Annotated in this window: 13 protein-coding genes; 5 read left to right on the top strand and 8 right to left on the bottom strand. The window is 44.6% G+C overall.

All coding sequences use genetic code 11. The features are described from left to right. Positions 1–552, bottom strand: coding sequence for a hypothetical protein (locus EOD41_RS07215; protein WP_127704108.1), 552 nt, complete (start codon positions 550–552; stop codon positions 1–3). A 109-nt stretch (positions 553–661) separates the two neighbouring features. After that, the gene (locus EOD41_RS07210; RefSeq protein ID WP_127704107.1) at positions 662–1,531 is read right to left on the bottom strand and encodes a T9SS type A sorting domain-containing protein; all 870 of its coding nucleotides are present in this window, start codon (positions 1,529–1,531) and stop codon (positions 662–664) included. A gap of 139 nt (positions 1,532–1,670) precedes the next feature. Here EOD41_RS07210 and EOD41_RS07205 point away from each other — a divergent pair, with 139 nt between their 5' ends. Beyond that, on the top strand, positions 1,671–3,497 hold the full coding sequence (locus EOD41_RS07205; protein WP_240663240.1) for a sensor histidine kinase: 1,827 nt from the start codon (positions 1,671–1,673) through the stop codon (positions 3,495–3,497). A 108-nt stretch (positions 3,498–3,605) separates the two neighbouring features. After that, entirely contained in the window at positions 3,606–4,298 is a 693-nt protein-coding gene (locus tag EOD41_RS07200; RefSeq protein WP_127704106.1) for a response regulator transcription factor, read from the top strand. A 5-nt stretch (positions 4,299–4,303) separates the two neighbouring features. Here the strand turns inward: EOD41_RS07200 and EOD41_RS07195 are convergent, their stop codons facing one another. Then, on the bottom strand, positions 4,304–4,648 hold the full coding sequence (locus EOD41_RS07195) for a bleomycin resistance protein (RefSeq protein WP_127704105.1): 345 nt from the start codon (positions 4,646–4,648) through the stop codon (positions 4,304–4,306). Between the two features lie 118 nt (positions 4,649–4,766). Here EOD41_RS07195 and EOD41_RS07190 point away from each other — a divergent pair, with 118 nt between their 5' ends. Beyond that, complete coding sequence (locus tag EOD41_RS07190) at positions 4,767–6,329, top strand: M28 family metallopeptidase (RefSeq protein ID WP_127704104.1); 1,563 nt, start codon at positions 4,767–4,769, stop codon at positions 6,327–6,329. Between the two features lie 73 nt (positions 6,330–6,402). Here EOD41_RS07190 and trpC read toward each other — a convergent pair whose 3' ends face one another. The 4 genes from trpC to EOD41_RS07170 all read right to left on the bottom strand — a co-directional run bounded on the left by trpC (position 6,403) and on the right by EOD41_RS07170 (position 9,934). Beyond that, the gene (trpC, locus tag EOD41_RS07185; protein ID WP_127704103.1) at positions 6,403–7,191 is read right to left on the bottom strand and encodes an indole-3-glycerol phosphate synthase TrpC; all 789 of its coding nucleotides are present in this window, start codon (positions 7,189–7,191) and stop codon (positions 6,403–6,405) included. Beyond that, on the bottom strand, positions 7,188–7,814 hold the full coding sequence (locus EOD41_RS07180; RefSeq protein ID WP_127704102.1) for an anthranilate synthase component II: 627 nt from the start codon (positions 7,812–7,814) through the stop codon (positions 7,188–7,190). The genes trpC and EOD41_RS07180 overlap by 4 nt, the downstream gene beginning before the upstream one ends. A gap of 53 nt (positions 7,815–7,867) precedes the next feature. Then, positions 7,868–9,277 (bottom strand): anthranilate synthase component I family protein, encoded by a 1,410-nt coding sequence (locus tag EOD41_RS07175; RefSeq protein WP_127704101.1) that lies wholly within the window; start codon positions 9,275–9,277, stop codon positions 7,868–7,870. A gap of 210 nt (positions 9,278–9,487) precedes the next feature. After that, entirely contained in the window at positions 9,488–9,934 is a 447-nt protein-coding gene (locus EOD41_RS07170) for a cytochrome B (RefSeq protein ID WP_127704100.1), read from the bottom strand. A 139-nt stretch (positions 9,935–10,073) separates the two neighbouring features. Between EOD41_RS07170 and EOD41_RS07165 the strand changes: the two genes are divergently transcribed. Beyond that, positions 10,074–10,637, top strand: a complete 564-nt coding sequence (locus EOD41_RS07165) for a putative glycolipid-binding domain-containing protein (RefSeq protein WP_127704099.1) — start codon at positions 10,074–10,076, stop codon at positions 10,635–10,637. Here the strand turns inward: EOD41_RS07165 and EOD41_RS07160 are convergent, their stop codons facing one another. Beyond that, on the bottom strand, positions 10,638–11,828 hold the full coding sequence (locus EOD41_RS07160; protein ID WP_127704098.1) for an anhydro-N-acetylmuramic acid kinase: 1,191 nt from the start codon (positions 11,826–11,828) through the stop codon (positions 10,638–10,640). A gap of 241 nt (positions 11,829–12,069) precedes the next feature. Here EOD41_RS07160 and EOD41_RS07155 point away from each other — a divergent pair, with 241 nt between their 5' ends. After that, positions 12,070–13,296: an acyltransferase family protein gene (locus EOD41_RS07155; RefSeq protein WP_240663238.1), complete on the top strand. Its 1,227-nt coding sequence runs from the start codon at positions 12,070–12,072 to the stop codon at positions 13,294–13,296. The last annotated feature ends 1 nt before the right edge of the window (position 13,297 follow it).

Below are 13,297 nucleotides of genomic sequence, written 5' to 3'. Positions count from 1 at the left end.
TTAATCGGTTTTATAAGAAAATTTTACGCCGGATTTGCGTAGCATAACTCTACTTATTATTTCTTTACTAATCGAGTCATCATAAGTGATACCGTCGAGAAAATGAAACAGGTTTACGGATTTTATAAATAAATCTGTCTCACTAAACTTTATGTTATTTAATACCATTTGCTTAACAGGTAAATCTCTTAAAAGCCAAAGCTCATCTAAGTTGATATACGCAAATTTTATCAGTTCTACTTTTTTTAAATTAGTTATCCAATCAGGAATGCTGCCATATCCTGCTTCACCGGAAGAAATATTAGAAAAAGTGGGTTGTAAAATTAATTGCCTTACTTCAAATAAATCTTGTCCAATTTCTTCTAACAAGTTCTTTGGATAAAAATTAGAAGTAACAAATAATGTGTGAGGGATGCCATCTAATCCAATGAGAACACATTTAGGAGTTAAGTATAGTATCTTTCCTTCTCCATTTAAACCCTCAAAATCAGCGACCACAGTAGTGTCTCTCAATACTGAAACCGGAATTGCGTCTTTTGATGGCTTTTTCATAATTGATAATACAAATAAAACATTAAATCAATAATATAATATGACCAAAAAAAAGCGGCAGGCATTACACCCACCGCTGCAGACATATATATTGAGTAAATTATCGGGCTTAGTCTTCCTTAACTATTCTTTTCAGCGCTACGTTGCTGCCTTGTTTTACCTGCAGGTAGTAAACACCGTTCATGGGCAGGGTGAATGCTTTGCTGAAGTTGCCTGATGATGCCTTATCACTCCAAAGCGCTTTTCCCTGGCTGTCTTTTAGCTGCACATCGGCACTGCCTTTTGCGGTAAGATTGAATGATAAGGTTGTTTTTCCGGTTAAAAATTCCGGTACCAGAGTGATGCTGTTCAGGTCCAGTTCAGCCTTTTCAACACCGGCAATGGCTTTTGTTTTTTCAGTGGAAGCGTCGCTTACGCGGAAGCTAATATGCGTGCTGATGCCTTCGTCGTCAGTATTGGTATAGTTAAAGCTTTGTGTATTACGCTGGCCGAAACCATCGAACTTAAATGAACGAACGTCAGGTCCGTGGAAATTATCGAAATTATATTCAAAACCCGGTTGACCCCTGAATTTATCGATTTTTATCCTGACATCCTTGTGCAGGCTGTCGTTATTAAAGTCATCAAAGGCGAAAAACTGCGGCTCTGCTTCAAAGTTACGTTTGATAATTACGTCGCCTTTAGCGTCTTTACGGCGCTCAAAAGTTATGCGGGGTTGCCTTTGAGTAAAAACCCTTACTTCATTACCCGGCTCAAACATAGCCAGGGCATCATCCTTCTCTTTACCTTTAAGTTCCTTTATGTTTTTGCCGTTGACAACCGTATCTCCGTCTTTAATGCGTATCTCAATACGTTTTTTAACATAATTATCTTTCTTTTCTTTATCCTGTGCCAGTACCAGTGGCGGCAAGCCTATAATGGCTACGATGCTTAAAGCAAAAATGCTTTCAAAGCCCGGTTTTAATAGTAATTTTTTCATGATGGTTTTATGATTTAAGCGTTTGATAAGCAAAATTACCAGGCAGCTAAATACCAAGATGTTAAACACTTGCAATTATTTGTTAAAATTTGTTAAAGGATGTTAACAGGGCGGTTATTTAAATAATTTTGTTGAACGGATGAAGAAAAGAAGCATAACCCTTATAATAGTTTTGATGAGTTTGGCGCTGCTGGGGGTAATGGCTATGCAATTGTATTTCCTTAGGCAGTCATACCAAATGCAAAGCGAGCTGTTTGACCGCTCGGTAAACGAGGCACTTAACAACGTAGCCAGCAAGGTAGCCAAGCAAGACGCGGTGAACTTTTTAAACGCTAAGGCACAGCGCCGGTATGTGCATATTAAATCACAAACCGATGAGGTTACTACTATAGACCATCTGATACCTAATCCCGCTATTGTGAAAGTAAAGCCTCAAAAGCGCCAGGTGCTTGATAAGCAAAAACGGGCATTATTGATGGACAGCCTGCAGCGCCTTAAATTTCAGCGCAAACAGCAGGAACTGGAAGACGGCTATAATTTACGTTTGCGTTTCGAGGAGTTTACCGACGAATATGGTGAGGTACACAGCCGCGTAATTCCTGAAGTGGTTAGAAAAGACGCCAATGCCTGGAAACGACCTAAAAAAATTCGAAAATATGACACGCTGCGCTATGCCTATATGGATCCGCAGTTCGGGCAGCAGATAATTATTGTTCCGCGTATCAACCCTTTATGGCAGCAACAGCAGGAACGCGTAGAAAAAGAAAAGCAGATAGCGCGTGTAAAAAAACTGCTTGAAATGGATTCGCTGGGAAGCCTTCCGGAGAAAGCAACCAAGCCAAAGGAAGCCTCAAAAGTTAAACAGGTTACGGTTTTTGAAAACCTGGCACAGGAATACAGCAAGGTGAACGAGCCGCTGTACAAGCGCGTAAACCGTTTCTGGATAGATTCGCTGCTGCGGTTCGAGCTGCATAGCAAGGGTATTTACCTGCCTTTCAGTTACGAGGTACTTACCGCAAATAACGATTCGCTGATATTCTCAAATGCCGTTGACAAGGGTGAAAAGCCCGTATTTATAGAAGCGAATACTTATCAAACGCCAATTTTCAGTAATGAGGTGATAAACGACCCGGGTAAGATCAGGATTGCGTTCCCTCAAAAAACATCGTTAATTATCGGCCGTATGGGCGCCAGCATGGCCACTACCGCCGGGTTGTTGCTGGTACTTGTTTTCTGCTTTGGTTATACCATTTTCACTATTCTGAAGCAAAAGAAGATATCTGAAATGAAGATAGACTTCATCAATAACATGACCCACGAATTTAAAACACCGGTATCAACCATTATGATAGCCAGCGAGGCATTAAAGGATGATGAGGTAACACAGGACAAAAGCCGTATTTCGCGCCTGGCAAATATTATTTATGAAGAGAACGTTCGCCTTGGCAGCCATATTGAAAGGGTATTGAACATTGCCCGCCTGGAAAAGAACGACTTCAAGCTTGACACCAAAAAGGTTGACGTGAACGATATGATAACCCTGGTGCTTGACAGCATGTCGCTTAAACTGCAAAAGCATGATGCCAAAACCACGCTTAACCTTGATGCTGAAAACGCGATAATTATTGCTGATGAGCTGCATTTTTCGAACGTGCTGTATAATCTGATTGATAATGCCATAAAGTACAGTACCGACGCGCCGGATATAACCATCAGCACGCTGAATAAAAATAACCAGTTGCTGATAAGGGTGGCTGATAAAGGCATAGGCATGAGCCGCGACCAGCAGTCGAAAATATTTGAGCAGTTTTACCGCATACCAACCGGTAACCTGCACGATGTTAAGGGTTTTGGCCTGGGCCTTAGCTATGCCAATACTATTGTTAAGAAACTTAACGGAACCATAGGCGTTAAATCAGAAAAAGACAAAGGCTCGGAATTTGAACTGAAGTTTCCGCTGGCGTAACTTGAGTCGGAAAGTCCGGAAGTCAGTAAAGACAGAAAGATTTTTTGCTTACATGATCATACACTTCCGGACATTCGGACTTTACCGTCTTCCGGACTAACATATCACATGAAAAAAATATTGCTTGTTGAGGATGATCCTAACCTGGGCTTACTGCTTCAGGATTACTTACAGTTAAAAGGTAAGTTTGATGTAGTGCTGTGTAAAGACGGCGACGAAGGCCTGCGAGGCTTTACCAAACAACCTTTTGACCTTGTGATACTTGATGTGATGATGCCAAAGAAAGACGGTTTCACATTGGGTAAAGACATCCGTAAGATAAACGCGCAGGTGCCTATTATTTTTGCTACCGCGAAGGGCATGATAGAGGATAAAACACAGGCCTTTAACCTTGGCGGCGACGATTATATTACCAAGCCATTCCGTATTGAAGAACTGTTGCTGCGCATAAATGCCCTGCTTCGCCGTAGTGAGAACAGCGAAAAGAAAGCCGAAGAACAGCAAACCCGTTTCGCCATAGGAAAATATGATTTTGACTACCAGGCGCAATTGATCTCCATAAACGGTCAACAGCAAAAATTATCTACCAAAGAGGCCGAACTGCTGCGCTTGTTATGCATGCGTAAAAACGAGGTGCTTACCCGTGAAGAAGCGCTGCTGAACATCTGGCACGACGACAACTACTTTAACGGCCGCAGCATGGACGTGTTTTTAAGTAAAATACGCAAGTATTTGAAAGACGACCCGAACGTGGAAATTATCAACGTACATGGCCGCGGTTATAAGCTGCTGATAAATTAAGCTACTTATATCTGCTGCCCGAAGTTGAAGATATTGCCGCTGTTATCTAAAACAGAAAACTGGCGCATACCCCATGGCGTATCCTTTAAAGGTGCATTTGGATGGATGATATCCTGCTGCTGGTATTCTTTATACAGGTCGTCGATATCCGTCACCAGTACGTAGCAACCTGTCGCTTTCGGTATTTCAGGATCGTCGCACAGCCACAGGTGTATAACTATAGTGTCGCGCCCGAAGATCAGGTACGCCGGATAGGTGTTGATACAGGTAAAGCCCAGCTTTTCGGTATAATACTTAATAGTTTCCTCGGCGTTAAGATAAGCAAGTATAGGTATGGCTTTTTGTAACATGATTGATGACTTAGACGTACCCAAATATACACCAATACCAATCACCTGTAACAACTTTGTTAGTGGTTGTTCAACCTAAAAATGAATAGATTTGGTTTTTAACTGACACTCACAACATATGAAATCAAAACTACTCATCACATGCCTGTTGCTTACAGGCGCAGCTACTGCTACGTTCGCGCAGGAGCCTGTTGATACTGCCATGATACGAAAAATACGGCAGGAAGGGCTTAACAACTCAAAAGTTATGGAAACCGCTTTTTACCTGACAGATGTGTCAGGCCCGCGTTTGGCTGGTTCTCCGGGTTTAAAACGCGCGCAAAACTGGGCGGTTTCACAGCTAACCAAATGGGGGCTGGTAAATGCAAAAAACGAGCCCTGGGGTAAATTCGGTAAAGGCTGGGAAGTACAAAAGAACTATGCCGCCATTACCGTACCATATTATCATGCGCTGATAGCTATCCCAAAAGCATGGACACCCGGTACCAATGGCGCTATTAAAAGCGAAGTGATATTAATTAAGGCTGATACCATTACCGACCTTGATAAATATAAAGGCAAGCTGCAAGGTAAAGTAGTAATATTCGATACAAAAAACACTTTAAAGCCGGGCTTTGAGGCCGATGCTGAGCGTTATGCCGACAGCTCGCTAAATAAAATGGCAGCAGAAAAGCCACAGGCCCGGCGCACGCCAAACGCCAACAATATGCAAAACCCGCGTATGGTTGCCGCTTTAAAAGCAAGGGCTTTGCGTAATGCAATCAACGCTTTTTTAAAAGATGAAAATGTAGGCCTGATACTTAGCATGGCCCGCGGTACGGATGGTACGGTGTTTACCACTAACGGCGCTTCGTATGCTGATACCGCAAAAGTTGTAGCTCTGGAACTGGAAACCAGTGGGGAAGACTACCTGCGTATTGTGCGCCTACTGAAAGCCGGACAGAAAGTGGAAATTGAAGCCGACATAAAAACCGAATTTTTTACTGCCGATTTGCAGGGTTATAACGTAGTGGCCGAAATACCGGGTACTGATAAAAAGCTGAAAGAGCAGGTAGTAATGCTTGGTGGTCACCTCGATTCGTGGCATGCGGCAACCGGAGCCACTGATAACGCTGCGGGCAGCGCGGTAATGATGGAAGCAGTACGCATTTTGAAGGCCGTTGGCTTTAAACCCAAACGTACCATCCGTATTGCTTTGTGGAGTTCGGAAGAGCAAGGCTTGCATGGCTCGCGTAACTATGTGCTTAACCACTTTGGCGACCCGAAAACCATGCAGTTAAAACCTGAGCAGGGCAAGGTATCGGCATATTATAACCTGGATAATGGTACCGGTAAAATACGCGGTATTTATTTGCAGGGTGATTCAGCCGCCGGGCCGGTGTTCAGCGCGTGGCTTGCCCCGTTTAAAGACCTTGGCGCCAATACCCTTACCATCAGCAATACCGGTGGGACCGACCACCTGGCGTTCGACGCCGTGGGCATACCGGGCTTCCAGTTTATACAGGACCCTCTCGAGTACGGCACCCGTACACACCACACCAACCAGGACACCTACGACCGCCTGATAGAAGACGACCTGAAACAAGCCGCTACTATAGTCGCGTCGTTTGTGTACCATACCGCTCAGCGTAAGGATATGATCCCACGCAAGGAACAGCCAAAACCGCAAGGCACTAACTAAAAAGAGGTATAACATTTTATAACAAAACAGCCCGTGGGTTTTGCCACGGGCTGTTTTGTTTCGATAAACCTGGTCATCCTCGCAAGTCTTTAACAAACTCGCGCATGGCAGCGCCCGGGTCTTCCTGGCGCATAAAGTTTTCACCTATTAAGAATCCGCTAAAACCTGCCTTTTTCAGTTCCTTAATAACATTGGTATTGCTGATGGCGCTTTCTGATATTTTCAGGAATTCATCAGGTATATGCTCTGCAAGGTCAAACGACGTTTGTACTGACACAGTGAAATCAGCCAGATTGCGGTTGTTTACACCAATGGCATCAAGGTTCGGATCGATACTGCGCTGCAGTTCTTCAAGGTTGTGTACTTCAAGCAGCACGTTCAGGCCAAGGCTTTTTGCCAACGAGGCTAATTTTTTTATCTCGTCAGGTGTCAATATAGCTGCTATCAGCAGGATAATATCTGCGCCTAACGCTTTCGCCTCTATCACCTGGTACTCATCAATCATAAAATCTTTCCGCAGTACTGGTATTGTATTCAGTTGACGTGCCCGTATCAGGTCGGCTTTGCGGCCCATAAAAAAGTTGCGGTCAGTCAATACTGATAATGCTGAAGCACCTGCATCAGCATAAGCGGTGGTTACTTCCTTTACAGTCACCTGGTCGTTTATAATACCTTTTGAGGGCGACTTACGCTTAAACTCCGCTATAATGCCGGTACGGTTCTCATCAAGCAAGAACTCTTTGAACGAATATGTTTCCCGGTGAAAATACTCCGACTCTTCCAACTGGGTGTATGATACCTTAGCCTTCGCAGCAGCAACTTCACGCTTTTTGTTAGCAACTATCTTGTCAAGTATTGTCATAAGCCTAACCAGTTTTTTAACATTTCTTTGCCGTGTTCCGTTAATATCGATTCGGGGTGAAACTGCACGCCCCGCACGTCATACTGCTTATGCCGCAGCGCCATCACTGAATTATCTTTTTCATCGATAGCGGTAATAGTGAGCACATCCGGCAGGCCTTTTTCACTTACCACCCACGAGTGGTAGCGCCCCACCTTAAAGCTTTCGGGCAGGCCGATAAACAGTTTTTCCTGCTCGTCGGTCACCTTTATAGGCGTTGCAATGCCGTGCATAGGCTGGGTAAGGTTGTACAAACTGCCACCAAATGCTTCGGCAATGGCCTGCTGACCAAGGCACACGCCAAAAATACTTTTTGTAGGCGAATACTTTTCAATCACCTGCAGCAATAAACCCGCTTCAGACGGTATGCCCGGTCCCGGCGAAAGAATAATATAATCAAACGCCTCAACGTCCTCCAGCTTAAACTGGTCGTTACGCCAAACCTCGCATTCCAGCCCTATCTCGTTAACCAGATGCACCAGGTTATAGGTAAACGAATCGTAATTGTCTATTATTAATATTTTACCCCCCGGCCCCCTGAAGGGGGAGTTTGATTGGGTGGTTGTTTTATTTTCTGTACTCATTGTCTTTATACTTTATCACCTCCCCTTTAAGGGAGGCCGGGTGGGGCTTCGGGCTACAGCTCCTCTGCCAACTCAATTGCCTTCCTTAATGCCGCTATTTTGTTATTTACTTCGTTCAGTTCACTCTCGGGTACCGAACCTGCTACAATACCCGCGCCCGCCTGGTAGTGCAGCATGTTGTTTTTACTCAAAAATGAACGTATCATAATGGCATGGTTAAAGTCGCCGTTAAAACCAAGGTAACCGATAGCGCCGCTGTAAAAGCTGCGTTTGATGTTCTCATTTTCGTCGATGATCTCCATAGCACGGTATTTTGGCGCGCCGCTAAGCGTACCCGCCGGGAAGGTATCAGCAACAATTTTAAATGAAGATACGCCCGGATGCAGCTTTCCGCCCACGTGCGAAACAAGATGTATAAGGTGTGAGTAGTATTGAACCTCTTTAAAGGCTTTAACCTCTACCTCCTCGCAATGGCGGCTAAGGTCGTTGCGGGCAAGGTCAACCAGCATCACGTGCTCTGCCGATTCTTTAGGGTCGTTCATCAGTTCGTATGCTATTTCGGCATCTCTCTCATCATCACCGCTGCGCTTAAATGTTCCTGCTATAGGGAAAATACTGGCCACACGGTTTTTAATGGTGATCTGTGCCTCGGGCGATGAACCGAATATGCGGAAATCGCCGTAATCGAAATAGAATAAATATGGCGAAGGATTGATAGAGCGCAGTGCGCGGTACACGTTAAATTCATCACCGCTAAACTGTTTTGAGAACGCACGTGAAGGTACTATCTGGAAAACATCGCCGCGGTAAATATGCTGCTTCATCTTCTCCACTATGGCAATAAACTCCTCATTGCTGAGGTTACTGTTTTCGGCGGCATTGCTTTTAAAGCTGTACTCAGGGAAGTTTTTGTTTTTAATCAGGTCTTCTACTCTGTCGATGCTACCCTTAGTGGTTTCTCCTTCAATAGTGTTATGGAAGATGTAAAGCTCGTTTTTAAAGTGGTCGATACCGATAATGTAGCGGTAAATATGGTACTGCATTTCAGGTATCCGGCGTGCATCATTTTCTACCTGTTTCAGCCTGATGGTTTCAAAATGCTCAACCGCCTCGTGGGTAAAATAGCCAAACAAACCGCTTGATATCACCTTTGAAGTCCTTTCCTCAGCCTCAAAACTCAGCAGGAAATTATTGATCTCATCTATTAGTTCAAACGATCCTTTAGCTTTCACGTCTTTACCACCGTCCGGATATCGCAGTTTTAATTCACCCTGATTAAGCACCAGCCCTGCAATAGGTTCGCAGCAAACATAGCTCATGCTGTTCTCGCGGCTGTGATAGTCAGAACTTTCAAGCAGCAGCGAATTTGGGAACACATCGCGCAGGCGCAGGTAAATGCTAACCGGCGTGGTGGTATCGGCAAGTAGCTTTTTATGTGTGGTAACTATTTTAAATTTCTCCATATCTAAATCCGTATAAACAAAAAAACCCGTCGAATGAGTGAAATTCGCCGGGTCCTAAGTAGGTTTACAATTGGTTAGTAGTTGATCTTAAATACTCATGCCGGCTGCCAAATTTAATTGGTGCCACCAGCTTTTTATTTGAGTGTTTTTGATCATATGCGTTGGCAAATTTATAAAGAAAAATGAATTCGCAAATTTTTTGTTACAATTTTAGGCGGTTGTGCCAAACAGCGGTCGGCCGCTTTGTATAATAGCCAGTATAATAACCAGTAAGGCCAGTCCGTACGTAATGGCAACCACCCGGTGTTTCAGGTAAGCAACCTGTATTTTTTTTGATTTACTATGGCCAATTGTTATAAGTACAATGGCAAACAACATCATTACTACGTGTTCCATTGTCCAGTAACGTGTTTCAGCCACTTTCATGGTGTCGCTGGTAAACTGCACAAACGGACTTAAAAAGTAAAGCACCAAACCCAGCAAAAACTGTATGTGTGCCGATATCATAGTGAACATGTTAAGCTTACGGTTGCCGTTGCTGTAATTTTTTTTACCAAACCAGTTGACAAATGCGGCTACAACAGCTATCACCAGCAGCAAGAAAACCACATACCGCCAGCCCGAATGGGCCATTTTAAAAAACGTATAAAGTGTCATTGAAAGTAATGTTTGAAACAAAAGTAGAACAATTTGAGGCATAAACAATAGGTTTTTAACGCATATTAATGCACAGTTAACTGCCGGCAAACACCATATTAGGAATAAAACTTACAACCTGTTGTACTGTTATTCGATAATGAAACAGCGGAATATTTTGTGGAAAGGAACCGGCGATTACTGCACACTTGAAAACTGTATGGTAACCATGGGTGAGCGGGTAAACACGGTAAGCGCAATTGTGCTGGGAGTTATTGATAATGTTCCGTTCAGGGTAAATTATATTTTGCATGCCGATGCCAAATGGCGCACCACTTCTTTCGAGGTATCATACCAGTTGCACAACAACCTGCATAAGGTAAATTATAGCATCGACCCCAAAGGCAACTGGACCAACAAAGGCATACAATACCCGCTGTATTGCGAGTGTGCGGCTGTTGATATTTCGGTAACGCCGTTCACCAACACGCTGGCTGTAAAGTCGCTTGAGTTGAAGGCTGGGGAAAGCAAGACAATCACTGTTTTATATATTGATGTTGTTGAGCATCAAACATCTGTACAAACCCAAACCTACACACGCCTTAATGAAAACACCTACCGGTTTGAAACAGCCGACAAAAGCTTTACAGCCGATATCATTTTTGATGATGAAGGACTGGTGGTAAACTATCCACAGCTTTTTGAGCGGGTGTACTGCGGATGATCAGGCCGGAAAACTAAACTTTCCCATTAGCACAGTGGGGTTATTGCCTATTTGCAACGGCTCGCCAACAATGGCTTCATTAGCCAGCAGCGCGAAGAGTATCGCTTCTTTGGCATCAGGGTTGATACCAATGGCGTCGCTGCTTTGTATGCTGGTGCCGGACAGTTCATTTTCGAGCTGCTTAATAACATGAGGATTTCGCGCCCCGCCGCCGCTGGTAAATAGTTTTATATCATCGCCAATGCAATGCTGCTTCACAAAATCAGCTATGCTTTTTGCGGTGAAGGCGCTTAACGTAGCTATGAGGTCGTTTGGTTCGATGTTTTGAACTCCGGCTGCTTCCTGCGCTCTTTCAACGTAGGCAAGATTGAACAGCTCGGGTCCGGTGGTTTTGGGCAGGCTTTCGTTAAAAAACGGATGATTGAGCAATGGGGATAGCAGCTCATTATTTACCGTTCCTGAAAATCCGATGCGGCTATCCTCATCATAAGGCTTATCAAAATATTTTTTGCAGGCGGCATCTATCAGGGTATTACCCGGACCGATATCAGTACAAAGCACCGTTTCGCTTTTTTCCGCCGGAAGCCACGTAAGGTTGGCTATACCGCCAATGTTCAACAAAATTCTGTTTTCGCCTTGCTTGCTTCCTAACAATACATCGCCATACAAGGCCAAAGGCGCACCTTCGCCGCCGGCGGCTATATGTTTTTGCCTGAAATCGCTTAAAGTAATAATGCCGGTTTTTATTGAGATATGATCGGCATCGCCAATTTGCAATGTTGCGTTAGGATAACCTAAATGACCATGAAGCCTTGAAGGAGCATGATAAACCGTTTGCCCGTGACTGGCAATCAGATCAACCGAAGCCGCGTCAACCCTCCAGCTATCTAATGCCTGTATTATCAGTTCAGCATGGTAAGTGCCAACCTTCGCGTTCAGCAGGCACAGCTTTTCCATATCAGCCTGCCGTTTAGCAAACACCTGCCTTATGTCGTCTTTAAAATTTTCAGGATAGGGTATAGTAGTAAAATGCAACAGCTCAAACTTTGTATCAAAACCGCTACTGGTAAACCGGCATAAGGCTATATCCAACCCATCGAGCGACGTACCGGACATTAGTCCGATGACGAGCCGTTCAGGCTTTTGGGCGACATCAAAAAGTTTTTGCAGGTTACGGTTAAAGGTGGCCATTAGCCAAAGTTATGGTTTTTGGCGTGAGGCGCAAGGCGTGCGCGGGTGGTAAGTCGGCTCCCCTCTCGAGAGGGGCAGGGGTGTGTTAATGGACTTTGTCACGGATAACACACCCCGTGATTGTTAGTGCTGCAGGTAATATAGTGCAACCCCTCTAAAGAGGGGAACTTAGGCAATACTTATTTTAATGGTAAAAGTGGTGCCAATATTTTGACAGTGTTGACGGGTGTTGATGGTGTTGATGGTGTTGACGCTGTTGATGGTGTTGACGCTGTTGACGGGTGTTGACTCTGTTGATGGTGTTGACTCTGTTGACGTCAACACCTTGCAATTACGGTATAAGATGGATACTTTTAAGCCCATGAGCCAGCTTTCCACACGTTTATTATCGCTCGACGTTTTCCGTGGGGCTACCGTTGCCGCAATGATACTGGTAAACAATCCCGGCGACTGGGGCCATATCTACCCGCCGCTTGAGCATTCGGTATGGCATGGCTGCACCTTTGCCGACCTGATTTTCCCATCGTTCCTGTTCATGGTAGGAGTATCCATTGTATACGCGATGGAAAGCCGTAAGGCTGATCCGGCCAACCACCCGAAGATACTATCGACTGCACTACGGCGCACTTTGGTACTGATAGCCCTTAGCCTAGTTACACAACTACTTTTTCATCCGGGTTTAGCAACGCTGCGCCTGCCAGGTGTATTGCAGCGTATTGCGCTGGTATTTTTTATATGTACGGTTCTTTACTTAAAAACATCTCAAAAAACCCGCGATTGGCTTATAGCAATCCTACTCATTGGCTACTACCTGCTGTTAAGTTATACACCTGTACCCGGGCAAGGCGCACCTGATATAAACGCCGAAGACAAGAACATCGGTGCCTGGCTGGACAGGCTGATCTTTACTCCTGACCACCTGTGGGTATTCTCCAAAACCTGGGATCCGGAAGGTTTATTAGGCACCCTACCTGCCATAGTTACCGGACTGATAGGCATACGTGCCGGCACCTGGTTAAAACGCAAAGACCGGGACGACAGCACCAAAGTAAGCTGGCTGTTCACCCTGGGCTTTGTAGCGATAGTTATTGGGTTGATCTGGGGACTCTTCTTTCCTATCAATAAAGCATTGTGGACAAGTTCGTTCGTGCTATATACCGGCGGTTTCGGGCTAATGGTGCTGGCGGCCTGCTACTGGCTGATTGATGTGCATGGACACAAAAGGATCACCGGCTTTTTTGTACCGTTTGGCGTGAATGCCATAACAGCTTACATGCTGTCGATGTACATCCCGCATTATTTGAACAAGCTTACTTTCGGTACCGCTAATAAAACCTTATACGACGTTTTATTTAAAGGCTGGCTAACGCCTGTGAACGCTTCGCTGGGTATGGCGGTGTTTTGGGTGCTTGTAGTATGGCTGGTAATGTGGGTGCTTTACCGCAAAAAGATCATTATTAAAGTATAAG

The sequence above is a fragment of the Mucilaginibacter limnophilus genome (genome assembly GCF_004005815.1).
GTDB lineage: Bacteria > Bacteroidota > Bacteroidia > Sphingobacteriales > Sphingobacteriaceae > Mucilaginibacter > Mucilaginibacter limnophilus.
This window is presented reverse-complemented; position numbering and strand designations above follow the sequence as displayed.

Bases quoted from the DNA above. Each gene is read 5' to 3' on its own strand.
- EOD41_RS07175 (WP_127704101.1), bottom strand. From the start codon at position 9,277: ATGGAGAAATTTAAAATAGTTACCACACATAAAAAGCTACTTGCCGAT.
- EOD41_RS07195 (WP_127704105.1), bottom strand. From the start codon at position 4,648: ATGTTACAAAAAGCCATACCTATACTTGCTTATCTTAACGCCGAGGAA.
- EOD41_RS07170 (WP_127704100.1), bottom strand. From the start codon at position 9,934: ATGACACTTTATACGTTTTTTAAAATGGCCCATTCGGGCTGGCGGTAT.
- EOD41_RS07155 (WP_240663238.1), top strand. From the start codon at position 12,070: ATGGTGTTGACGCTGTTGATGGTGTTGACGCTGTTGACGGGTGTTGAC.
- EOD41_RS07180 (WP_127704102.1), bottom strand. From the start codon at position 7,814: ATGAGTACAGAAAATAAAACAACCACCCAATCAAACTCCCCCTTCAGG.
- EOD41_RS07190 (WP_127704104.1), top strand. From the start codon at position 4,767: ATGAAATCAAAACTACTCATCACATGCCTGTTGCTTACAGGCGCAGCT.
- EOD41_RS07165 (WP_127704099.1), top strand. From the start codon at position 10,074: ATGAAACAGCGGAATATTTTGTGGAAAGGAACCGGCGATTACTGCACA.
- EOD41_RS07215 (WP_127704108.1), bottom strand. From the start codon at position 552: ATGAAAAAGCCATCAAAAGACGCAATTCCGGTTTCAGTATTGAGAGAC.
- EOD41_RS07205 (WP_240663240.1), top strand. From the start codon at position 1,671: ATGAAGAAAAGAAGCATAACCCTTATAATAGTTTTGATGAGTTTGGCG.
- EOD41_RS07210 (WP_127704107.1), bottom strand. From the start codon at position 1,531: ATGAAAAAATTACTATTAAAACCGGGCTTTGAAAGCATTTTTGCTTTA.
- EOD41_RS07160 (WP_127704098.1), bottom strand. From the start codon at position 11,828: ATGGCCACCTTTAACCGTAACCTGCAAAAACTTTTTGATGTCGCCCAA.
- EOD41_RS07200 (WP_127704106.1), top strand. From the start codon at position 3,606: ATGAAAAAAATATTGCTTGTTGAGGATGATCCTAACCTGGGCTTACTG.
- trpC (WP_127704103.1), bottom strand. From the start codon at position 7,191: ATGACAATACTTGACAAGATAGTTGCTAACAAAAAGCGTGAAGTTGCT.